The following is a 20109-nucleotide window of genomic DNA, read 5'->3' as shown; positions in this document are numbered from 1 at the left end:
CAAATTAATTTAATTAAAAATATTTTAAAATTTAATTAAAAACCTGTTTTTTATCATAAAAATTTATGGGTTTAAAATCTGTGTATATTTGCAAAAAATACACAAACACACACAAATGATGCGCACTACTACGCTGGCTATTTTTTTGTCAGTACTTACCTATGCTCAGCGAACTGAAAAAGATGAAGCTCTCATAGAAGAAGTTGTTATCAACGAAAAAAGAGAAGCAATTACCAAAACCAATTTGGGAGCGGAGGTAATAGATATCCAGAGTATTTCCAAAATTCCCGTATTACTTGGTGAAAAAGATATCATTAAAACACTGCAGTTTCTGCCTGGGGTTGTATCTACTGAAGGTTCATCCGGGTTTAGTGTGCGTGGCGGAGCGATCGATCAAAACCTTACTTTATTAGATGACGCTCCGGTTTTTAATAACTCTCATTTGGGAGGTCTTTTCAGTACATTCAATAGTGATGCTTTGAAAAGTGTTACCCTTTACAAAGGGAATATGCCTCCATCATTCGGGGGAAGACTTTCTTCGGTAATAGATATAAAATCAAAGGATGGAGATTTTAATAAATACAATTTTTCCGGCGGTATAGGCTTGATCAGCAGTAGATTAAGCATTGATGGGCCAATACAAAAAGGGAAATCATCTTTTATAATCTCTGCAAGACGAACGTATGTAGATCTTTTTTTCTCTGATGATTCGGATGTGGAGGATCTCTTTTTTTATGATATAAATGCAAAGGCAAACTTCCAGCTAAACAAAAATAACGGAATTCATTTATCAACTTATTTCGGAAGAGATGTTTTAAATTTAAGAGACTCTAAAAATTACTGGGGCAACATTGTAGCTTCATTGGACTGGAACAGTATCATCAACAGCAAATTAAGATCGAACACTTCATTAACCTTTAGCCGGTACAATTATAAAACAAGCATCCCGGATTCTAAAGGAGAACCCTTGGAAATAATTCCGAATATGGATAATTTCGGGCTGAAACAGAATTTTACCCACTATTTAAGAGAAAACCATATCCTGAACTACGGTTTGCAGTCATCATACTATACCTTTAATACACCCAATCTTCCCGCAAGAATACAGTCCGGATTCTTAAAAGATCCGAGATCGATGTGGGAAAGCGCATTGTATGCCAATGATGAGTTTAAAGTAAATGATAAATTTTCTATTAATTACGGCTTAAGACTTTCCATGATTTCTTCCAAAAACAAAGGGGAAACAAATAGTTATTTTAATCTGGAACCGAGACTGGTTTTTAATTATGAGTTTATTAAAGATAATATTTTCAGATTGGGATATACAAGAAATACACAGCCCTTACAAACTTTATTGACTCTGGATGGAAGCATACCTATTGATATTTTCCTTAACACGAAAAAGCCGGCAATCGCGGATCAGGTGAATTTTGGCTATACAAAAAAAATCAATAAAGATTACGAATTCAATGCTGAAGTTTTTTATAAAAAAATGTCCGGACTTCAGGATTATAAAGAGGGAGTTGTGATTAGTGTTTTGGGCGATCTGCAAAGCAGTTTACTGTATAACGGAAGGGGAAGGGCCTACGGACTCGAAATTTTAGCAAAGAAAAATAATGGAGATCTTACTGGATGGATATCCTATACATTGTCTAAATCCCAAATGCAAATTGACGGGATTAATGGTGGAAGATGGTACAATGCAAGGCTGGATAAAACACATAATCTTGCCATTGTTGCCAACTATCAGCTTTCTACAAACTGGTCCTTATCAGGCGCATTTTCTTTAAGCACGGGAATTGCCGTAACGCTTCCTACGGGAAGATATGAACTCGATGGAGAAACCTATCTGCAGTTTGGAGACAAAAACAGCAACAGGATGCCGCTTTATCACAGATTAGATCTTAGTGCCACTTATGAACGCAAGAGTAGTAAACGTTTTAAAGGCTCATGGACATTTGGTTTTTATAACATATATGCACAGAAAAACCGCGAATGGCTTTATTTTGAAAAAAACAGGGATAATCATGACCAAATAGAGGTGAGTCAAGACGGTCTTTTTTTTAGATTAATTCCCAGTGTAACTTATAATTTTAAATTTTAAACCAATGAAAAAAAATAAAATTTTAATTTTCTTCTCTTTATTAATTCTTTTAGTAAACTGTGAGAACGAAATTGCCCTGGATGACATGAGCGGTAAAGTAGTGATTGAAGGTAATATAACAGATGAAGCCGGGCCTTATTATGTAAAAGTAACGAAATCCACAAAGTTTTTTGACGGAAGCGGAGAAAATTTCATAGAATATGCCAAGGTTGTTATCAGCGATCAAAACGGGCAGACAGAAACTCTGGTATATGATGAAGATGGGACCTATCAGACAATTAATTTCCACACCCATTATGGTGATACTTATACGCTGTCCGTAACCGTGGAAGGAAATACCTATAAAGCAACCAGTAAAATGCCTGAATATGTAGAATTTAGTGGGTTGAAGCAACAGATGATTTACATTTATGATGAGTACAGAAAAGGCTTGATTCCTTTATTTACTGATCCCGCTGCTCAGGAAAATTATTACTTTTTCAAAAGCCAGGTAAATGATGGTGAATATTTTAGCTACACCCCAATATCTGATGAAGGACAAGATGGACAGGTTAACTCCAAACCACTTTCCAGAGGGTTTAAAGAAAAGGATACGGTATTAGTTGAAATGCAGTGTATTGACAAGCAAGTTTACAATTATTTTAAAGATCTTCCTCAGGCCAGCTTTGAAAATAATGGCGAAACTTTATCTCCAATCAATCCTATAGGGAATTTCAGTAATGGCGCATTAGGGTATTTTTCAGCACACACAACTTCAACGAAGACTATAATTATTGAATAAAATATAGATTAATTTATTCAAATAATTCAAAAAATAAGCCCGAAACAATCTTTTGTTTCGGGCTTTATGTTCATCAGGACTATTTAATTCTCTTCTTTTTCTTTGGTCGTTTTATAACCGTATTCTTTGCATACATAGCAGGTAATTGCCAATAGAATAATACTTAATATTAAATGTGATTTTTCAGGATTTGCAATCGCCTGATAAAGATTATACCCGAAAACGGCAGATACTAAAGCAATTAATACTTGGTTAGTAATGATGTACTGTTTTTTTAAAGTAGCTTTCATAATTAATATTTTTTAATTGTTATACCAAGTAAGTATATCAATTCAAAATATGTTACAGAAAAATTTTAAAATTATGAAATAACCCCGCTTCCCAAAAGCTCTTCACCGTCATACCAAGCCGCAAACTGCCCTTCCGCAATGGCAGACTGAGCTTCTTCAAACTCAATATAAAAAGCGTTTTCAAACTGATGCAGTGTTGCTTTCTGTAATGGCTGTCTGTACCTGAATCTCGCCATTACCTCCATAGATTCGCCATTTTTCAGTCTTAAATCTTCACGAACCCAATGAAGCTCAGAATTATCAATCTTTAAAGCCCTTTTCAAAAGTCCCGGAAACTGATGCCCTTCTCCTACGAAAAGAATATTATTTTCCATATCTCTGGAAACGATAAAGCAGCTTTCCTTGTGTCCGCCGATTCCTAATCCCTTGCTTTGTCCGATCGTAAAAAATTGGGCTCCCTGATGCTTGCCGATTACTTTTCCGTCGGATTTTTTATAATTAATTTTCTTGCTTAAAAATTCCAGCTCTTCTTCTTTTGAAGAAAATTGAGGTATTTCTTGCCCAAAAAGTGGAGAATCTTTAAAGATTTCTACAATTTCGCCTTCTTTTGGAACCAATTGCTGTTGCAAAAACTGTGGAAGACTCACTTTCCCGATAAAACACAATCCCTGGGAATCTTTTTTATCAGCCGTCACCAACCCAATTTCCTTTGCAATTTCTCTTACTTCAGGTTTTGTCAGTTCACCAATCGGAAATAATGCTTTAGATAATTGATCCTGAGATAATTGACACAAAAAATAAGACTGGTCTTTATTGTTATCTTTTCCTGCCAAAAGGTGGAAAATTTCTTTACCATTTTCGTCGAAAGTTGAGGTTACCTGCGCATAATGTCCTGTCGCCACCTTATCTGCACCCAAAGACATCGCCGTTTTCATAAAAACATCAAATTTTACTTCTCTGTTACACAAAACATCCGGATTCGGGGTTCTTCCTTTCTGATATTCGTCGAACATATAATCAACGATCCGTTCCTTATAAAGATCGCTCATATCAATCACCTGAAACGGAATTCCCAATTTCTGGGCCACCATTAAAGCATCATTGCTATCCTCTATCCAGGGGCACTCATCTTCTAATGTCACGGACGCATCGTTCCAGTTTCTCATAAATAAAGCCACGACTTCATGGCCTTGTTGCTGCAGCAAATATGCTGTAACACTGGAATCTACACCTCCAGATAATCCTACTACTACTTTCATTGTATTCAATTTTACGAAACTCTTAACGGGAGTTCTTAGTTTGATCCGGCAAAAATACAATTAAAAAAATTCGTAAAAAAATCATATTTTTAGCATTGATAAAAACAATATTTATGAAAAAATTTATTATTCCGTTGATACTCATGATTTCAGGATCAGTATTTTCCCAGGTTTCGGTAGGTGCAACGCCGCAGAACAACAACAAATGGACCTTCGGAGGTGGAATTGGGGTTGGTTTTGGAAGTAACAGCGCTTTTTACTTATCCGCTTCACCCAGAGTAGGTTACAGGCTTACGGATGATCTTGAAGGTGGAATAGCGGGAAGCATTTCCTGGCAGACTTCTGATTATTACAGATCTACCATGCTTGGTGTTGGCCCTTTTTTGAATTATTATATTGCAAGGACGTTTTATTTAAGTGCTAATTATCAGCATTATTTTATCAATTATAAAGACAAATTTTACGATTATAAAATGAATACGGATGAAGATGCTCTATATCTCGGAGGCGGTTATATGCAGAGAATAGGGAATAATTCCTACATGCAGCTGGGAATTATGTATAATGTTCTATGGAAAGAAAACGAAAGTGTTTTTTCCAGTGGTTTGGTTCCTAGTATTGGTTTTGTGGTGGGGCTTTAATTAAACACAATTAACACAAATGTTTTCAAAAATAAAAACACGAACATCTTTGTAATCAGAGTAATCCGTGATTAAAAAATAGTTAAAATTAAAATAAAAAAGCATCGAGAAAACTCCCGATGCTTTTATTTATATTAAATTATTTGTTTAAGACTGAGAAGACTTTTCCGCCGACTTTTTAGTTTTTGAAGTTTTTCCGGCCAAGCCGTCTTTCGCTTCATTAACATCTAAAACAATCGTTTCTCCTTCATTTAATTGCTTGTTTACCAGCATTTCAGCCAATAAATCTTCAATATATTTCTGGATAGCACGCTTCAATGGTCTTGCCCCGAAGTCTTTATCCCAACCTTTTTCAGAGATAAAGTCTTTCGCTTCTTCAGTTAATTCCACTTTATAACCTAATTTTTCTAATCTGCTGTACAGCTTATTCAATTCAAGATCAATAATTTTCTTGATATCGTCTTGTACAAGAGAGTTGAAAATTACAATGTCGTCAATTCTGTTCAGGAACTCAGGAGCAAATGCTTTTTTAAGGGCATTTTCAATAGTACTTCTTGCTCTTGTATCTGAGCTCGACTTTTTCGCAGAAGTTCCGAATCCTACACCATCTCCGAAATCTTTAAGATCTCTTGTACCGATGTTTGAAGTAAGGATAATGATCGTATTTCTAAAGTCAATTTTTCTACCTAAACTGTCTGTAACATGTCCTTCGTCCAAGATCTGCAACAGAATGTTGAATACATCAGGGTGAGCTTTTTCAATCTCATCCAAGAGAACCACAGCATAAGGTTTTCTTCTTACAGCTTCCGTTAATTGTCCACCTTCTTCGTATCCAACGTATCCCGGAGGCGCACCAACCAATCTTGAAACCGCGAATTTTTCCATATATTCACTCATATCAATTCTGATCAAAGCTTCGTCAGAATCGAATAATTCTCTTGCCATTACTTTCGCAAGCTCAGTTTTACCAACACCGGTTGTTCCTAAGAAAATGAAAGTACCGATCGGACGGTTCGGATCTTTAAGACCGGCCCTGTTTCTTTGGATTGCCTTAACAACCTTTTTCACAGCATCTTCCTGACCGATAACTTTTCCGTTCAGTTTTCCGTCCATTTGGGCTAATTTATCAAGCTCATTCTTACCAACTTTCGTTACCGGAACTCCACTCATCATAGAAACCACTTCCGCTACATTTTCCTCCGTTACGGTTTCTTTTTTCTCTTTTACATCTTTGTCCCACTTGTCCTGAGCAGCATTCAGTTCCATTTGAAGTCTTTCCTCTTCATCCTTCAGTTTTCTTGCTTCAAGATAATCCTGAGCTTTTACTGCTTTTTGTTTTAATTCCTTGATATCTTCAATTTTCTTTTCAAAATCAATGATTTCTGTAGGAACTTTCATGTTTTTAATATAAACACGGGATCCGGCTTCGTCCATCGCATCAATCGCTTTGTCCGGTAAGAAACGGTCTGTAATGTAACGAGATGTCAAATTGACACAAGCTAAAATCGCTTCATCAGTATACACTACATTGTGGTGTTCTTCGTATTTATCTTTGATTTGATTTAAAATCTGAATGGTTTCATCAATTGAAGTCGGTTCCACCATCACTTTCTGGAATCTTCTTTCTAAAGCACCGTCTTTTTCGATATATTGACGGTATTCATCCAGAGTTGTGGCACCAATACATTGGATTTCACCTCTTGCCAAAGCTGGTTTGAACATATTTGACGCATCTAAGCTTCCTGTAGAACTTCCTGCACCAACAATAGTGTGAAGCTCATCAATGAATAGGATGACATCTCTGTTTTTCTCCAACTCGGTCATGATGGCCTTCATTCTTTCTTCAAACTGACCACGGTATTTTGTTCCGGCAACTAAACTCGCCAAATCCAAAGTGATCACACGTTTTCCGTAAAGAACTCTTGAAACCTTTTTCTGTTGAATTCTTAAAGCCAACCCTTCCGCAATCGCAGATTTACCAACTCCAGGCTCCCCAATAAGAAGCGGATTGTTTTTCTTTCTACGTGATAAGATCTGAGAAACTCTCTCAATTTCTTTTTCACGGCCGATTACAGGGTCCAGTTTTCCATCCCTTGCCAAAGAAGTTAAGTCTCTACCAAAGTTGTCCAAAGTTGGAGTTTTACTTTTTGCAGAGCCTAAGTTTCCTGTTGGCTTCCTCATTTGCTCAAATTCCTCTCTTTCATCGTCATCGTCATAAGCACTCATTTGTGGCGCCTGTCCGGAATTTTTAAGCATTGTTTGATACTCTCTTGAAACTCCTTCATAATCAATGTCGTAAGCTCCTAAAATATTTGAAGTAGGGTCCTCATATTTATATAGAATGCCCAGAAGCAAATGAACGGTATTAATCTCATTGCTTTTGTATTGTCTGCATTCCAGCTCCGCACGTTTAACGGCGTGATCCGCCATCTTAGTGAAAGAAATATTAGTAACCTCCTCAGAAATAGGATTTAGACTTGCTGTATTTAGAGTTTCAATTTTTCTTCTGATTTGTGTTAAATCCGCATTAAGGTTTTGAAGGATTTCTTTTGCAGAGTTTTCCGTTTTTATAATACCTAAAAGTAGATGTTCTGTATTAAGAAATTCACTTTTCAGCCTTTTAGCTTCGCTTTTGCTTTGTTTGAACACTTGGCTCAAACCTTGTGAAAACTTATAATCCATAATATATCTCATTAGAATAAAGGCAACGTTGCCGTTTATCCATTATCTAAATTACAAATATTTTACCAAAAACCAATAAATGACTTTATGGCAGAAAAAATTTTATTATCTTATTGAAAATGATTAAGTTTGTTATCCTTTAAATTTCTCTCATGAACCCCAACGTTGCTACTTATATCGGATATTCGGCTTCACTTTTTATCGTGTTGAGTTTTATATTGAAAGATGTAAGAAAAATTAGAATTGTCAACATGGTTGGCTGTATCTGTTTTGTCATTTATGGTGTTTTCAGCGGAATGCTTTGGCCTGTGATCATTCCGAACGGACTGATTTGCTTCATACAGGTGTATCATCTTTTGGCGGATAAAAAGAAGTAATGCAAAGAAAAAGAATTATTACCTCCGCTTTCAGTAATTTATGTACAGATCAGCGTATAGAAAAGGTTTGCAGCACTTTGCATAAGAATGGTTATGAGGTTGAACTGATAGGAAACGACTGGGGTGGAAGTGGAAAAATGTCGCGGCCTTACCCTTTTTCAAGAATAAAATTAATTTCAACAAGCTTAAAAACTGCTTATTTTGAATTCAACTGGAAATTATACCATGAATTAAAGAAAAAAGCAGATAAAAACACAATTCTTCATGCCAATGATTTAGATGCTTTGCTTCCGAATTATTTAATATCAAAAAAATTAAATATTCCGTTAATTTTTGATAGCCATGAAATTTTTTCCGAAATGCCGGCAATTCAAGGCAAAATGTCACAAAAATTATGGCGTTATCTTGAAAAAAAAATAGTTCCAAATATAAAATTCATGATTACGGCAAGTTCAGGGTACGCGAATTGGTTTAAAAAACAATATGGAATTCAGCCTGTTGTTGTTCAAAATTCGCCAAGAAAATCAGATTTTACTCTTGAAATTCCTGAAAATAGCCCTAAAATTATTTTATATCAAGGGGTTATTAATCCATTTCGCGGAATTGATAAAGCAATTCTGGCTATGCATCATTTAAATAATGTGATTTTTAAAATTGCAGGTGATGGCCCAAAGAAAAGAGAATATGAAGAATTGGTGATTAAAGAAAATCTTCAACAAAAAGTTCAGTTTTTAGGAAAATTATTACCTGAGGATTTACGGAAAATTACGGTAACAGCCGATTGCGGAATGAGCATTGAAGAAAATGGCGGCGAAAGTTATTATTATTCTTTGCCTAATAAAGTGCTGGATTGCATTCAGGCGCGTGTTCCATTAATATTGTCAGATCTTCCTGAAATGCAGAATATTAAATCACAATTTGACATTGGTGAAATTATCAAAAATCACCAACCAGCAACCATTGCAACAGCTATTCAATCAGTTTTAAATAAAGGAAGAAAAAATTATCAACCGGAGCTTGAAAAAGCCGGCAATTTACTTTGCTGGGAAAATGAAGAAATCAAATTGCTTGAAGTTTTTGAAAAAGCATCCTCGTTGTGAACTATAACAGTAAGCGATAATCAAATTAATAATGGATTATATTAATTGGCTTAGCGTCTAAAGCTTACCGCCTAAAGCATAATTTAGTATCTTTGCAGAAAGAAATTAGTTAAAATGACCATTAAAGAAAAACAGCAGGAAATAATCGACGAATTTGCGTTTCTTGACGATTGGGAGCAAAAGTATGAGTATATTATTGACCTTGGAAAAGAGCTTAAAGGGCTTGCTGAGGACAAGAAAACTGATGAAAACCTGATCAAAGGCTGCCAGAGTAAAGTTTGGATTGATGCGGAATTCAAAGATGGAAAACTGTTTTTCAATGCAGATTCTGACGGTATTTTGCCGAAAGGAATCGTTTCTTTGCTGGTGAGCATCTACAGCGGTCATTCTACCCAGGAGATCTTAGATTCTGATTTCGAGTTTATCTCAGAAATCGGGTTGCAGGAATTTCTTTCGCCTTCAAGAGCCAACGGATTGATGGCCATGACAAAACAAATCAAATTTTACGCGGTTGCTTATCAGTTGAAATCGTAGTTGTGACAAGAATTTTAGCATATCGTTTTTCTGCTTTTGGTGATGTTGCAATGACAGCGCCTGTGTTCCGGGAGTTTCTGGAACAAAATCCTGATGTGGAAATTGTAATGGTTTCCCGGAAGAATTTTGAAAGCTTATTTGCTGATATTCCGAATGTTATATTCAAAGGAATCGACCTTGATGAATATAAGGGTTTCTTTGGATTGACGCGATTGGCGAATGAACTAGTTAAAGAATTTCATCCTGATCTGATTGCCAATCTTCACGATGTGATCAGAACAAAAATTTTAGATAAAATATACCGAAGAAAAGGGCTTAAAGTATTCAAAATCAATAAAGGAAAGGAAGAAAAAGAACACCTGACGGATATATGGAATTTAAATAAAATCCAGCTAAAGAAAACAGTAGAGCGCTACGCTGATGTTTTCCGTGAGATGGGCTTTACATTTGAATTATCACATGAGCTGAGGCCGGCTTCAGGCAAAAGGGAAGGTATTGGTTTCGCTCCTTTCGCGCAACATCGTGGAAAAATGCTTCCACTCGAAAAATCTTATGAATTGATAAGAATTCTTGCAAAAAGACATAAAATCTACTTTTTCGGAGGAGGAAAACAAGAAACCGAAACGCTGGAAAAATGGGCTAGTGAAATTCCCAACACAGAAAGCTTGTCGGGAAAACTAAGCCTTATAGAAGAATTAAACAAAATCTCTGAGCTGGAATTAATGATCTCCATGGATTCTGCCAATATGCATTTAGCGAGCCTTGTGGGGACCAAATGCATCTCTATTTGGGGACAGACCCATCCGTTTGCCGGATTTTTAGGTTTCGGGCAAAGTGAAGATAATGTGGTTCAGGTAAAGGATCTGAGCTGCAGGCCATGCTCTGTTTTTGGTGATAAGGAATGCTATCGTGGTGATTGGGCTTGTCTGGAAGAGCTTAATATTCAAAAAATTGTCGAAAAAATTTATAATTAAGACCTTTCATTTTGAGAGGTTTTTTTAATTTAAATAATTGGTTATAAAAACTTAGTGTTTATTGGCATAATATTTTAATATATTTACAAAAAAGAATTATGAAAACACTAAAAAAGATAGGAGCCGTTATAATGGTAGGGTTATTTGTCATTTCCTGCGTCCCTGTTGTAAAATCTAATGGAAATCGCGGACTTCCTCCAGGCCAGGTAAAAAAAGTGACAGGAGCTAAATCTGCCAAGCATTATGCTCCCGGACATAATAAGTAATATTGATCAACTATTACAACAAAAAAATCTCCCAAAACTTTGAGAGATTTCTGTGGGTCCTGAGGGATTCGAACCCCCGACCCTCTGGGTGTAAACCAGATGCTCTGAACCAACTGAGCTAAGAACCCGAATTTTTTTAAAAGGTCTCGTTTCCTTTTGTGTGGGTCCTGAGGGATTCGAACCCCCGACCCTCTGGGTGTAAACCAGATGCTCTGAACCAACTGAGCTAAGAACCCTCTTTATCGTTGTTTTCTCGATTAGAGTGGTGCAAATATACGACTTATTCGGAAATCTCCAAATTTTTTTCTAAAAATTCTCCCACTACAAAGTTGCTTCCACCGACAAAAATCATTTCATCATTTGTACATTCCTCTTTTGCAGAAAGATACGCTTCCTGTACAGAATCAAAAATTTTATAAGAAATTTTCGCGGCAATTAATAAATCTTTATAATCTTCCGGATGCCTTCCCCGATGAATAGATGGTTTTGCAAAATAAAATTCAGAATTTTCCGGCAAAATTTTCATCACATCATCGATTTTTTTATCGTTTACGAAGCCTAAAATAATGTGTTTATGCTTATTAATTGAATTTAACTGATGGAAAACATATTCCAGGCCGGCCTGATTGTGGGCTGTGTCACAAATCGTCAGTGGATTTTGTGAAAATTCAAACCAACGGCCGATGAAACCGGTGCTTTTGTGGACGTTTAAAAGGCCTTTTTCAATGTTTGCATCTGAAATAATGAAATTTAATTTCCTTAATTCTTCAATTAGAGCTAAAACAACTTTAATGTTTTTCTCCTGATAGTTTCCTTTTAAATCAGATTTTAAGTCGGATTTTAATAAAGAAGCATCGATAAACGAAGCATTTTCTTCCTTGGCTTTATTTTTAATTATACTTTTAACGACATCCTTTTCGTCACCGGAAATTACCGGAATTTTATTTTTAATAATCCCGGCTTTTTCACCTGCTATTTCTTCAATTGTATCTCCTAAAATATTCTGGTGGTCCAGCTGTACATTGGTAATCGCAGAAACCAAAGGTGTAATAATATTTGTTGAATCCAATCTCCCACCCAAGCCAACTTCAATAATGGCAAAATCTACTCTTTGTTGATAAAAATATTCAAAGGCCATAATCGTTGTAAATTCAAAAAAAGATGGCTGAATATCTTCCGGAAGCTGTCTGAGTTTTTGAATAAATTGATAGACAAATTCTTTATCACAATTTTCACCGTTTATTTTGATACGTTCCGTAAAATCAATGAGATGCGGTGAGTTATATAAACCTGTTTTGTAACCGGATTCCTGAAGAACAGAAGCCAGCATATTGCTTGAAGATCCCTTTCCGTTTGTTCCCCCGATGTGGATGCATTTTATTTTTTCCTGAGGATTTCCGAAAAATTCACAAAGTTTTATAATATTATCCAATCCCGGTTTGTATGCTTTCTGACCGTCTATCTGGTAATTCGGGGCTTGCACGAAAAGCCAGTCAACAGCTTCCTGATATTGTTCGTTTGTCATGATGCAAAATTCTCAAAAAGTTTGATTAAAAGAAATAAAAACTTCTATTTTTAAATTAAGTTTAAACAATAATTTTTTAAAACTGTAACTTTTCTATATTTGAATCGTCTAATCTTGTAAAATCATTATATGAAAAAAGTTTTGACTATTATTTTGGGATTATCTTGCCTGGCTGTAAATGCCCAGAAAAAGTGGTCTTTGAGAGAATGTGTAGACTATGCCACCAAGCATAATCTTCAGGTGATCCAAAATGAATACTCAAAACAAATGCAGGACCTGAACCTGAAAATTGCGAAGAAAAACTATCTTCCTTCTGTCTCTGCAAGTGTTGGAAACAATGTGAGTTTCGGGCAGGCTTCTTTGGGAACGGGAAGTATCAGAAATGACAGATTCAGTAATAACGCAAATCTTGGAGCAGATATTCTTGTTTATAACAATGGGAGGCTTGAAAAAACTGTAAGAAAAACAGAATTTGATGTGGAAGCCAGCCAGTATGATATTGAAACAATCAAAAATGATATTTCGCTTCAGATTGCTCAACAATACTTAACAACTTTATTAAATAAAGAAATTGTAAAAATTTCCCAGGCTGCTGTTGAAAATGCCCAAAAGCAATTTGACAGGGCAAAAATTACAACACAGGTCGGAACTACAGCCCAAACGGTTTTAGCGGAAGCGGAAGCGGGATTAGCAAGAGAAAAGCAAAACTTAAAAACAGCCGAAATTAACGTAGGAAGGAGTTTGTTTGCACTGGCGCAGCTTCTACAGCTTCAGGAATACAAAGATTTTGATGTGGAAGATGTAGATGTTCCGGATCAGTTGGCGCCACAATTGAAGTCTGTTGATGAGGTTCTTACAACGGCTTATGAAACCCAGCCACAAGTGAAAGCGGCAGAAAGCAGAATAAGATCGGCGGAAGCTCAGACTGAAGTTACCAAAACGGCTTTTTGGCCAACAATTACGGCAAGTGTAGGAATAGGGAGTTTTTATAACAATTTGCTTAATACCAGAACGATAGGAATCGATGAATTGGGGAATCCAATCAATGAGCATAATTTCTTTAATCAATATAAAGATAATTTCGGACAACAGGCCGGAGTTTCCGTTAATATTCCGATTTTTAATAAAGGAATTACAAAACTTCAGGTAGAGCAGTCGAAACTGAATGAAAGTATTGCTAAAACCACTTTATTGCAACAAAAACAAACTGTGAAAGAAAATGTTCAGAAGGCACAGTTTGATGTTGATGCAAATTATGAAATTTATTTATCTGCTGTTCAGGCCGAAAGAAGTACAAAGCTAGCTCTGGATTTTGCGGATAAAAGCTATGCAGCGGGAAGATCCACAATCTATGATGTAAATACTGCAAGAAACAATTATGCGAATGCACAAGGCTCTGTGGCTCAGGCTAAATATAACTATCTTTTCAGTCTAAAATTATTGAATTTCTATGCGGGAATTCCGTTAAGTTTATAAAATGTCAATTCAATCCTTAGAAAAATACTTACCTCAGAATACATTACAATATTTAAAAGTCTGGTTTGCAGATTACTATATTCATATAAAAATTACAAGAAACAGGGATTCCAAATTAGGAGATTACCGTAAGCTTCCGGATCATTCCCATGAAATTACGATCAATTCTACATTGGTTCCCCATCTTTTTTTCTTCGTCCTGACTCACGAACTGGCGCATCTCATTGCCTTTGAAAAATATGGACGCAGGATCTCTCCACACGGAAATGAATGGAAGGAAACCTTCAGGCAGATGCTTTTGCAAAGCCTTGATGTTTATGAAGAAGAATTGAGGCCAATCATCATAAAGTTTTCAAAATCTCCGAAAGCAAATTTCATGGCAAGTCCTGATTTGGTTAAATATTTTCACATTGAAAAACAAGATGATACCCTTCTGTTCATTGAAAGATTACAAAAAGGGGACTTTTTTATTTATCGAAATGAGAAGTATTTGTTAGAAGGTCTGATTAAAAAAAACTATCTTTGTAAGAACCTGGCTACAGGAAGAAAGTATTCTTTCAAACCTTTGGCTAGGGTAGAAAAATGCACTTAAGAATGTCAAAATCAGATAGATATTGCGTGATTATGGCAGGAGGAATCGGCAGTAGATTCTGGCCTATGAGTACGCAGAAATTTCCGAAACAATTTCAGGATATTTTAGGAGTAGGGCGCACAATGATTCAGCAGACGTATGACAGAATCAGCAAGATACTTCCTAATGAAAATATATTTGTCATTACAAATAAAGAATATGTTGAGCTGTCTCATCAGCAGTTACCTGAAATTCCGCAAGAAAATATTGTGGGAGAGCCTCTGTTGAAAAATACGGCACCCTGTAATCTTTACATGGCCAATAAAATTGCACAAATTGATGCTGATGCAACAATGATTGTCTTACCGGCAGACCATTTGATCTTAAAAGAAGATATTTTTTTGGAAAAAGTAGAGCTTGCTTTCGATCTTGCTTCCAAAAATGATTATTTGGTTACATTGGGAATTACGCCTACAAGACCAGATACGGGTTATGGTTATATTCAGTTTGTAGACAAGCACAATTCAGATTATTACAAGGTAAAAACTTTTACGGAAAAACCTATTCTGGAGATTGCAAAAAGCTTTCTTGAAAGTGGAGATTTCCTTTGGAACGCCGGGATTTTCATATGGAATGTAAAAAGTATTCATCATGCTTTTGAAATGTATCTTCCTGAGATGACACAGCATTTTATGGCTTGCGAATACAATGCGGACAGTGAAAAAAGCTGTATTGAGCTGATTTATCCTAAAGTACAGAAAATCTCAATAGATAATGGGATTTTAGAAAAAGCTAAAAACGTTTACGTAATTCCTGCAGATCTTGGCTGGAGCGACCTTGGAACGTGGACTTCCGTATATGAAAACACGGAAAAAGATGAAAATGAAAATGCTGTGAAGCTAAAACATTTTCTGGCGTATAATTCAAAAGGAAATGTTATTCGCTTAAAAAACAGTAATAAAGCTGTTATTATTGACGGACTGGAGAATTATATTATTGTAGATACGGATAAAGCCTTACTTATTTGCCCGAGAGAAAATGATCAGCTGATCAAAGATTATGTTCTGGACTTGAAAAACTTAAAGAAGGGAGACAAATATATGTAAATAATTGGCATACTTTGTGCCTCACTTTGAGCTATGAAAAAAAATAATTCTAAGTTTATTGTATTCATTTTCTTGCTTTTAGGGGTTTTTTCTTTGGCTCAGGAAAAAAAACAGTTTTTAAGTATTCAGAATGTTTTACAAAAAATGAACCCGAACGGTAAGATAGATTCCTGGTTCCTGATATACAACACTTATGGGAAAGATAATGTTCTTGTAAGTTCGGGAAAGAAGGATTATACACCGCAATTTTCAGGTTTTGATGTGGTTCCGGATGAAGACAGTTTTTATTATATTGCCTATTCGCAGAACGGGAAATTGAATTATATTACTGAACTTCAAGAACTTAAAAATTTCATTGGGAAAATTGATAATGTAGAAGAAGCTGCTATTATTGCAATGTCCGAAGGCTATTTTATTGATGAAGAATTCAAAGATGTAGCGGGAAATTATTATGAAGATACTTCCAATTACTATTTGGATCTGGGAAAACTAACCTCAAAAGAATGCCCTTATCAAAAAAAGCATTATACTTTAACGATAAGTAAAACAACAGGAATAATTAACTATACAAAGGATAATGGGACTTATATTGAACTTTACAATAAAAAGTGCACCAACAATCCGAGGCTTTTAAAAATAGAGAAAAAAGAAGAACCAAAAGATGAGCCTAAAAAATCCACAAAATCCACAAAACGCAGATAAATTCTACGAAACAGAACGATTACTCATTCGTCCAATGTCTTTGGAGGATGCCGAGTTTATCCTTGATCTTTACAACAGACCGAAGTTTATTCAGTATATCGGGGATCGTAATATAAAAACGGTTGCTGATGCTGAGAATTATATTAAAAATAAGTTTCTTCCACAGCTTGAAAAGTTAGGTTATGGTAATTATCTAGTGCTTACAAAAGAAGGAAATCATAAAATCGGTGGAGTAGGAATTTTTGAAAGAGAAGGCTTGGATGTCGTAGATATTGGGTTTTCTTTGCTGGATGAATTTGAAGGAAAGGGTTACGCCTATGAAGCGGCTTTAAAAGTAAAATCAATCGGAATGGATGATTTTGGATTAAAAAAGATTTCCGCCATTACTGTAAAAGACAATTATTCTTCCCAAAAATTAATTGAAAAACTAGGTCTGAAATTTCAGAAATACGTTACCATTCCCGGAGATGATGAGGAATTAATGTACTACGAAACGGAATAATTTTATGGTTCTTTGTCATTCTGACGAAGAGAAAAATCTAAGCAATAATTACCCTATGTTTGTCATTCTGAAAGTATCTAAGCATAGTATCAGAGAGTAGTTAGAAAATTCATTTCTAGATCCTTTCAGAATGACAATATGACGATCAAAATTGAATAAAAACTAGATTTTTCACTCCACTTCTTTTCTTTCAGAATGACAATAAAATTTTTAAAACTATACCTCCAGAATTTGTTCAGCCGCAGTCTTCGATGTCACTTTTTCAATAACCCTTGTACAAAAGCCATTTTCATCAAAAATAAAAGTCGTTCTTACAATTCCCATATACGTTTTTCCAAAAGTGGTTTTTTGTTGCCACACCCCGAATTTGTCAATAATATCATGACTTTCATCCGCAATTAGGTCATAAGGAAATGCAAATTTGCTGTGGAAATTTTTCTGTTTCTTCACCGTATCTCCACTTATTCCCAACAACTGAAAACCTGCTTTCTTGAGCTTAGAATAATTGTCACTCAGGTTACAAGCCTCCACAGTACAGGTTGGAGTATTTGCCTGAGGATAGAAAAAAACAACTAATTTTTTTCCAATTAAATTTTCAGATTTTACCGTTTCCCCGTCTTGATTTATTCCTTCAAATTCCGGTAATTTGTCTCCAACTTTCAGCATAATACATTAATTTTGTTCAAATTTAACGGTTAAATGACAAAAAAGCAAAGAGCAGCGCTTATTCAATTAGAATTAGAAAAATTATATCCGGAAGTTCCTATTCCGTTGGCTCATACAGATCCTTTTACATTAATGGTTGCAGTGGCACTTTCTGCACAGACCACCGACAAAAAAGTGAATGAAGTGACTCCAAAGCTTTTTAAAGTAGCCGGAACACCCGAAAAAATGGCAAAGCTGGAAGTGGAAGAAATAAGGGAGTTAATCAAAGAAATAGGGCTTTCCAATACAAAGGCAAGAAACCTGAAAAGAATGGCCGAACTCCTTTTGGAAAGGCACAATGGAGTAGTACCCCAAACTTATGAAGAACTGGAAGCCCTTCCCGGGGTTGGTCACAAAACAGCATCCGTGGTGATGAGCCAGGGCTTCGGATTTCCTGCTTTTCCTGTTGATACACACATTCACAGGCTGATGACGCAATGGAAACTAACTTCCGGAAAGAATGTAGTAGAAACGGAAAGAGACGCAAAAACAATCTGGCCGGAAAATGTATGGAACAAGCTTCACCTTCAAATCATCTTCTACGGCAGAGAATATTCTCCCGCAAGAGGAAAAGGCGAGAAAGATTTTATTACGAAAATGTTGTTCGAGAAATAAACAAAATAAATCAGCCGCCGCAAAATTCCCCTCCTCTGGAGGGGTGGCGAAAATTCGTAAGAATTTTTGACGGGGTGGTTAAAGAAGCAGCTGTTTAAAAGTTATTCCACATCCAACAATCTTCTGTGATAATTAATCTGTCCCAAATGATATTCCAGATGTCCAAGCAGATGAATCAGAAAATATTCTGTCGTCATTTTGTATCCTAAGGCTTCAAGTGGATATTCTTTTTCCATATCTTCGGCAGATAAGTTTCCAAGCGAGGAATTTATAACTTCAATCGTACTTTCAATTTGTTGAATCAGCTCTGCTCTTGGAATATTTTTTAAAGAAAATTCAAGATCGCGATTTCTGATATATCCTGAATTTCCAAGTTGTGCACCAACGAAATGGTTGAGGTTTCCAACCAGGTGAAGGCACAGATTTCCTGCAGAATTTAAAATATTTTTATCGGTTTTCCAGATTGTTTCTTCGTTTTGATAAGACTCAATTTCTGTTTTCAGTTTATTTAAATCTCTTGTGAATAGTGATTTTAGGCTTTCTGCTATCATTGCACGTTTTTATTGGTTTTGTTTTAATTGTAAAAGTATATCATAAAGTTTTGTCAATCCTCTTGTTCCCATGCCACCGTAATCGGAGATGTTTTTTACTTTCAGACTATCGTAGGTTATCTTCAGCGATGTAGTTCCGGCATCAGAATAGCTTACATTGTATTCTTCTTCAAGGTTTTCAAAATCAATATAATGTAATAAGTCGATAATTCCTTTAAATTCCTCATTCGAAAGTTTTGAAGATGAAACTTTGGTATTATAATCCTCGTCAATAATCCAGGTTATATCTTTATTTGATACTATTTTTATTTTAGTTGATGAACGATTCCAATATGATCCGGTGTCCTCAAGTTCTATTTCTAAAATATTATGTTTTTTAGGATTGCTGTTTTTTTCAATAAAATCACCGTATTTATAAACAAGGTTTTCTTTTGTTAATTTACTCAGACTTCCATATTGGTCTAATATCTTTACACTTTGATATTCTATTTTATTGCCTTTTACAGTAGAAAAAGAACATTGCTCGTAGAGTTTTCCTTTGCTCAGGGTTTTGGATTCAAAATAATTGCCCTTGTCTAAAATATAAATTGTTCTGGGGCCTTCGGTTGTATTTCCTGTTACCAGAAGATCTGTTAATCCATTGTTATCAAAATCTGCTTTTCCCCAGTTTTGTTTTAATTTCAAACTATCTGCAATCACATTGCAATACCAGTCATAATCAATTTTATCATCTATATTTAGTTCATAATTACTTTTATTGTTCTCATTTTTGATGAAATTTTTAACATCATTTGTTGACAGTAATGAATCAATTTTATTTAATTTTTGAGAATAGAGAGTTGATAAAAAACATAAAAATAACACAGAAAAAAGAGCTTTACCCATATTCAAAAATTGTAATGTAAATCTAAACAAAAAGTCACAAAAATTAATTTGTGACTCAGATATTTTAATGAGGAATTTCTTCCACCAAAACCTCGTTACCGGCTTTGTCGTAATACGTACAGGTGAATTTATCCAAATCAACAAACCATTTTTCCACTCCTGTTTCAGCACAATCCCTGCAAAATTTCATATAATCCGTTTCTCCTCTTTGATGCATTTTCATATATTGAATAAATCCTTCTTTGTCAACCAGCTTTACAATTTTTAAATCCTCATATTGAGGTTCCGAAGTTGTTGTAAATGCATTTTCTCCAAAATATTCGGTATGACTGTCCTTTACCCAAGTTTCAAAGGATTTTACACCCATTTTCTTGATTTCCTGAATGTAAGCCGGAAAATCTGCTCCCGACTTTACTTTGCTGTGGGCATCTTCAATTTGTTTTACCGTAAACATTTTTTCGTT

22 protein-coding genes and 2 tRNA genes are annotated in these 20109 nt (G+C 35.4%); 14 read left to right on the top strand and 10 right to left on the bottom strand.

Annotated elements, in window-relative coordinates; all coding sequences use genetic code 11:
- Positions 1 to 115: 115 nt before the first annotated feature.
- Together ATE47_RS16920 and ATE47_RS16915 are read left to right on the top strand one after the other, a co-directional pair.
- Positions 116 to 2104, top strand: coding sequence for a TonB-dependent receptor plug domain-containing protein (locus ATE47_RS16920; RefSeq protein WP_062163061.1), 1989 nt, complete (start codon positions 116 to 118; stop codon positions 2102 to 2104).
- 4 nt (positions 2105 to 2108) lie between these two features.
- Positions 2109 to 2885, top strand: a complete 777-nt coding sequence (locus tag ATE47_RS16915) for a DUF4249 domain-containing protein (RefSeq protein WP_062163060.1) — start codon at positions 2109 to 2111, stop codon at positions 2883 to 2885.
- A gap of 83 nt (positions 2886 to 2968) precedes the next feature.
- On the opposite strand, the gene ATE47_RS16910 is transcribed toward ATE47_RS16915, so the two are convergent.
- Entirely contained in the window at positions 2969 to 3175 is a 207-nt protein-coding gene (locus ATE47_RS16910; RefSeq protein ID WP_062163059.1) for a hypothetical protein, read from the bottom strand.
- 71 nt (positions 3176 to 3246) lie between these two features.
- Entirely contained in the window at positions 3247 to 4434 is a 1188-nt protein-coding gene (gene mnmA / locus ATE47_RS16905; RefSeq protein ID WP_062163058.1) for a tRNA 2-thiouridine(34) synthase MnmA, read from the bottom strand.
- A gap of 113 nt (positions 4435 to 4547) precedes the next feature.
- Here mnmA and ATE47_RS16900 point away from each other — a divergent pair, with 113 nt between their 5' ends.
- The gene (locus ATE47_RS16900) at positions 4548 to 5075 is read left to right on the top strand and encodes a hypothetical protein (RefSeq protein WP_062163057.1); all 528 of its coding nucleotides are present in this window, start codon (positions 4548 to 4550) and stop codon (positions 5073 to 5075) included.
- A gap of 147 nt (positions 5076 to 5222) precedes the next feature.
- On the opposite strand, the gene ATE47_RS16895 is transcribed toward ATE47_RS16900, so the two are convergent.
- Entirely contained in the window at positions 5223 to 7757 is a 2535-nt protein-coding gene (locus ATE47_RS16895) for an ATP-dependent Clp protease ATP-binding subunit (protein WP_062163056.1), read from the bottom strand.
- A 152-nt stretch (positions 7758 to 7909) separates the two neighbouring features.
- Here ATE47_RS16895 and ATE47_RS16890 point away from each other — a divergent pair, with 152 nt between their 5' ends.
- From ATE47_RS16890 to ATE47_RS19315, 5 genes are all read left to right on the top strand, one after another.
- Positions 7910 to 8134 (top strand): hypothetical protein, encoded by a 225-nt coding sequence (locus tag ATE47_RS16890; protein ID WP_062163055.1) that lies wholly within the window; start codon positions 7910 to 7912, stop codon positions 8132 to 8134.
- Complete coding sequence (locus ATE47_RS16885) at positions 8134 to 9234, top strand: glycosyltransferase (RefSeq protein ID WP_062163054.1); 1101 nt, start codon at positions 8134 to 8136, stop codon at positions 9232 to 9234. Before ATE47_RS16890 ends, ATE47_RS16885 begins: the two co-directional genes overlap by 1 nt.
- Positions 9235 to 9348: 114 nt before the next feature.
- On the top strand, positions 9349 to 9768 hold the full coding sequence (locus tag ATE47_RS16880) for a SufE family protein (protein ID WP_062163053.1): 420 nt from the start codon (positions 9349 to 9351) through the stop codon (positions 9766 to 9768).
- Positions 9769 to 9770: 2 nt separating this feature from the next.
- Positions 9771 to 10742 carry a glycosyltransferase family 9 protein gene (locus ATE47_RS16875; RefSeq protein ID WP_228376290.1) on the top strand — a complete coding sequence of 324 codons (972 nt, stop codon included), beginning with the start codon at positions 9771 to 9773 and terminating at the stop codon, positions 10740 to 10742.
- Positions 10743 to 10840: 98 nt separating this feature from the next.
- Entirely contained in the window at positions 10841 to 11008 is a 168-nt protein-coding gene (locus ATE47_RS19315) for a hypothetical protein (protein WP_181898076.1), read from the top strand.
- Positions 11009 to 11061: 53 nt separating this feature from the next.
- On the opposite strand, the gene ATE47_RS16870 is transcribed toward ATE47_RS19315, so the two are convergent.
- The 3 genes from ATE47_RS16870 to ATE47_RS16860 form a co-directional block, all read right to left on the bottom strand.
- Positions 11062 to 11136 (bottom strand) — tRNA-Val (locus tag ATE47_RS16870).
- A gap of 33 nt (positions 11137 to 11169) precedes the next feature.
- Positions 11170 to 11244 (bottom strand) — tRNA-Val (locus ATE47_RS16865).
- A 44-nt stretch (positions 11245 to 11288) separates the two neighbouring features.
- A complete protein-coding gene (locus ATE47_RS16860; RefSeq protein WP_062163052.1) occupies positions 11289 to 12533 on the bottom strand; it encodes a bifunctional folylpolyglutamate synthase/dihydrofolate synthase in 1245 nt (414 codons plus the stop codon).
- Between the two features lie 129 nt (positions 12534 to 12662).
- Here ATE47_RS16860 and ATE47_RS16855 point away from each other — a divergent pair, with 129 nt between their 5' ends.
- From ATE47_RS16855 to ATE47_RS16835, 5 genes are read left to right on the top strand one after another with little or no spacing between them, the layout of a single operon-like run.
- Positions 12663 to 14009 (top strand): TolC family protein, encoded by a 1347-nt coding sequence (locus tag ATE47_RS16855; protein WP_062163051.1) that lies wholly within the window; start codon positions 12663 to 12665, stop codon positions 14007 to 14009.
- Between the two features lies 1 nt (position 14010).
- Entirely contained in the window at positions 14011 to 14601 is a 591-nt protein-coding gene (locus ATE47_RS16850) for a SprT-like domain-containing protein (protein WP_062163050.1), read from the top strand.
- 2 nt (positions 14602 to 14603) lie between these two features.
- The gene (locus tag ATE47_RS16845) at positions 14604 to 15686 is read left to right on the top strand and encodes a mannose-1-phosphate guanylyltransferase (RefSeq protein ID WP_228376289.1); all 1083 of its coding nucleotides are present in this window, start codon (positions 14604 to 14606) and stop codon (positions 15684 to 15686) included.
- Between the two features lie 33 nt (positions 15687 to 15719).
- The gene (locus ATE47_RS16840) at positions 15720 to 16388 is read left to right on the top strand and encodes a hypothetical protein (RefSeq protein WP_062163049.1); all 669 of its coding nucleotides are present in this window, start codon (positions 15720 to 15722) and stop codon (positions 16386 to 16388) included.
- Positions 16348 to 16890, top strand: coding sequence for a GNAT family N-acetyltransferase (locus ATE47_RS16835; protein ID WP_062163048.1), 543 nt, complete (start codon positions 16348 to 16350; stop codon positions 16888 to 16890). The genes ATE47_RS16840 and ATE47_RS16835 overlap by 41 nt, the downstream gene beginning before the upstream one ends.
- 216 nt (positions 16891 to 17106) lie before the next feature.
- Here ATE47_RS16835 and bcp read toward each other — a convergent pair whose 3' ends face one another.
- Positions 17107 to 17556, bottom strand: a complete 450-nt coding sequence (gene bcp, locus ATE47_RS16830) for a thioredoxin-dependent thiol peroxidase (RefSeq protein WP_062163047.1) — start codon at positions 17554 to 17556, stop codon at positions 17107 to 17109.
- A gap of 33 nt (positions 17557 to 17589) precedes the next feature.
- Here bcp and ATE47_RS16825 point away from each other — a divergent pair, with 33 nt between their 5' ends.
- Complete coding sequence (locus ATE47_RS16825) at positions 17590 to 18210, top strand: endonuclease III domain-containing protein (RefSeq protein ID WP_062163046.1); 621 nt, start codon at positions 17590 to 17592, stop codon at positions 18208 to 18210.
- A 101-nt stretch (positions 18211 to 18311) separates the two neighbouring features.
- Here the strand turns inward: ATE47_RS16825 and ATE47_RS16820 are convergent, their stop codons facing one another.
- The 3 genes from ATE47_RS16820 to ATE47_RS16810 form a co-directional block, all read right to left on the bottom strand.
- A complete protein-coding gene (locus ATE47_RS16820; protein WP_062163045.1) occupies positions 18312 to 18761 on the bottom strand; it encodes a DinB family protein in 450 nt (149 codons plus the stop codon).
- A 9-nt stretch (positions 18762 to 18770) separates the two neighbouring features.
- A complete protein-coding gene (locus ATE47_RS16815; protein WP_062163044.1) occupies positions 18771 to 19646 on the bottom strand; it encodes a DUF6438 domain-containing protein in 876 nt (291 codons plus the stop codon).
- Between the two features lie 64 nt (positions 19647 to 19710).
- Complete coding sequence (locus ATE47_RS16810) at positions 19711 to 20100, bottom strand: DUF1398 domain-containing protein (RefSeq protein WP_062163043.1); 390 nt, start codon at positions 20098 to 20100, stop codon at positions 19711 to 19713.
- Between the last annotated feature and the right edge of the window lie 9 nt (positions 20101 to 20109).

It is taken from the genome of Chryseobacterium sp. IHB B 17019 (assembly GCF_001456155.1).
Classification (GTDB): domain Bacteria; phylum Bacteroidota; class Bacteroidia; order Flavobacteriales; family Weeksellaceae; genus Chryseobacterium.
Note: the sequence above shows the minus strand (reverse complement) of the source record. Positions and strands in the feature narration are given on the sequence as shown.

Excerpts from the sequence above, each read along its gene's own strand:
- ATE47_RS16920 (WP_062163061.1), top strand. The coding sequence starts at position 116 with ATGATGCGCACTACTACGCTGGCTATTTTTTTGTCAGTACTTACCTAT.
- ATE47_RS16915 (WP_062163060.1), top strand. The coding sequence starts at position 2,109 with ATGAAAAAAAATAAAATTTTAATTTTCTTCTCTTTATTAATTCTTTTA.
- ATE47_RS16910 (WP_062163059.1), bottom strand. The coding sequence starts at position 3,175 with ATGAAAGCTACTTTAAAAAAACAGTACATCATTACTAACCAAGTATTA.
- mnmA (WP_062163058.1), bottom strand. The coding sequence starts at position 4,434 with ATGAAAGTAGTAGTAGGATTATCTGGAGGTGTAGATTCCAGTGTTACA.
- ATE47_RS16900 (WP_062163057.1), top strand. The coding sequence starts at position 4,548 with ATGAAAAAATTTATTATTCCGTTGATACTCATGATTTCAGGATCAGTA.
- ATE47_RS16895 (WP_062163056.1), bottom strand. The coding sequence starts at position 7,757 with ATGGATTATAAGTTTTCACAAGGTTTGAGCCAAGTGTTCAAACAAAGC.
- ATE47_RS16890 (WP_062163055.1), top strand. The coding sequence starts at position 7,910 with ATGAACCCCAACGTTGCTACTTATATCGGATATTCGGCTTCACTTTTT.
- ATE47_RS16885 (WP_062163054.1), top strand. The coding sequence starts at position 8,134 with ATGCAAAGAAAAAGAATTATTACCTCCGCTTTCAGTAATTTATGTACA.
- ATE47_RS16880 (WP_062163053.1), top strand. The coding sequence starts at position 9,349 with ATGACCATTAAAGAAAAACAGCAGGAAATAATCGACGAATTTGCGTTT.
- ATE47_RS19315 (WP_181898076.1), top strand. The coding sequence starts at position 10,841 with ATGAAAACACTAAAAAAGATAGGAGCCGTTATAATGGTAGGGTTATTT.
- ATE47_RS16860 (WP_062163052.1), bottom strand. The coding sequence starts at position 12,533 with ATGACAAACGAACAATATCAGGAAGCTGTTGACTGGCTTTTCGTGCAA.
- ATE47_RS16855 (WP_062163051.1), top strand. The coding sequence starts at position 12,663 with ATGAAAAAAGTTTTGACTATTATTTTGGGATTATCTTGCCTGGCTGTA.
- ATE47_RS16850 (WP_062163050.1), top strand. The coding sequence starts at position 14,011 with ATGTCAATTCAATCCTTAGAAAAATACTTACCTCAGAATACATTACAA.
- ATE47_RS16845 (WP_228376289.1), top strand. The coding sequence starts at position 14,604 with ATGTCAAAATCAGATAGATATTGCGTGATTATGGCAGGAGGAATCGGC.
- ATE47_RS16840 (WP_062163049.1), top strand. The coding sequence starts at position 15,720 with ATGAAAAAAAATAATTCTAAGTTTATTGTATTCATTTTCTTGCTTTTA.
- ATE47_RS16835 (WP_062163048.1), top strand. The coding sequence starts at position 16,348 with ATGAGCCTAAAAAATCCACAAAATCCACAAAACGCAGATAAATTCTAC.
- bcp (WP_062163047.1), bottom strand. The coding sequence starts at position 17,556 with ATGCTGAAAGTTGGAGACAAATTACCGGAATTTGAAGGAATAAATCAA.
- ATE47_RS16825 (WP_062163046.1), top strand. The coding sequence starts at position 17,590 with ATGACAAAAAAGCAAAGAGCAGCGCTTATTCAATTAGAATTAGAAAAA.
- ATE47_RS16820 (WP_062163045.1), bottom strand. The coding sequence starts at position 18,761 with ATGATAGCAGAAAGCCTAAAATCACTATTCACAAGAGATTTAAATAAA.
- ATE47_RS16815 (WP_062163044.1), bottom strand. The coding sequence starts at position 19,646 with ATGGGTAAAGCTCTTTTTTCTGTGTTATTTTTATGTTTTTTATCAACT.
- ATE47_RS16810 (WP_062163043.1), bottom strand. The coding sequence starts at position 20,100 with ATGTTTACGGTAAAACAAATTGAAGATGCCCACAGCAAAGTAAAGTCG.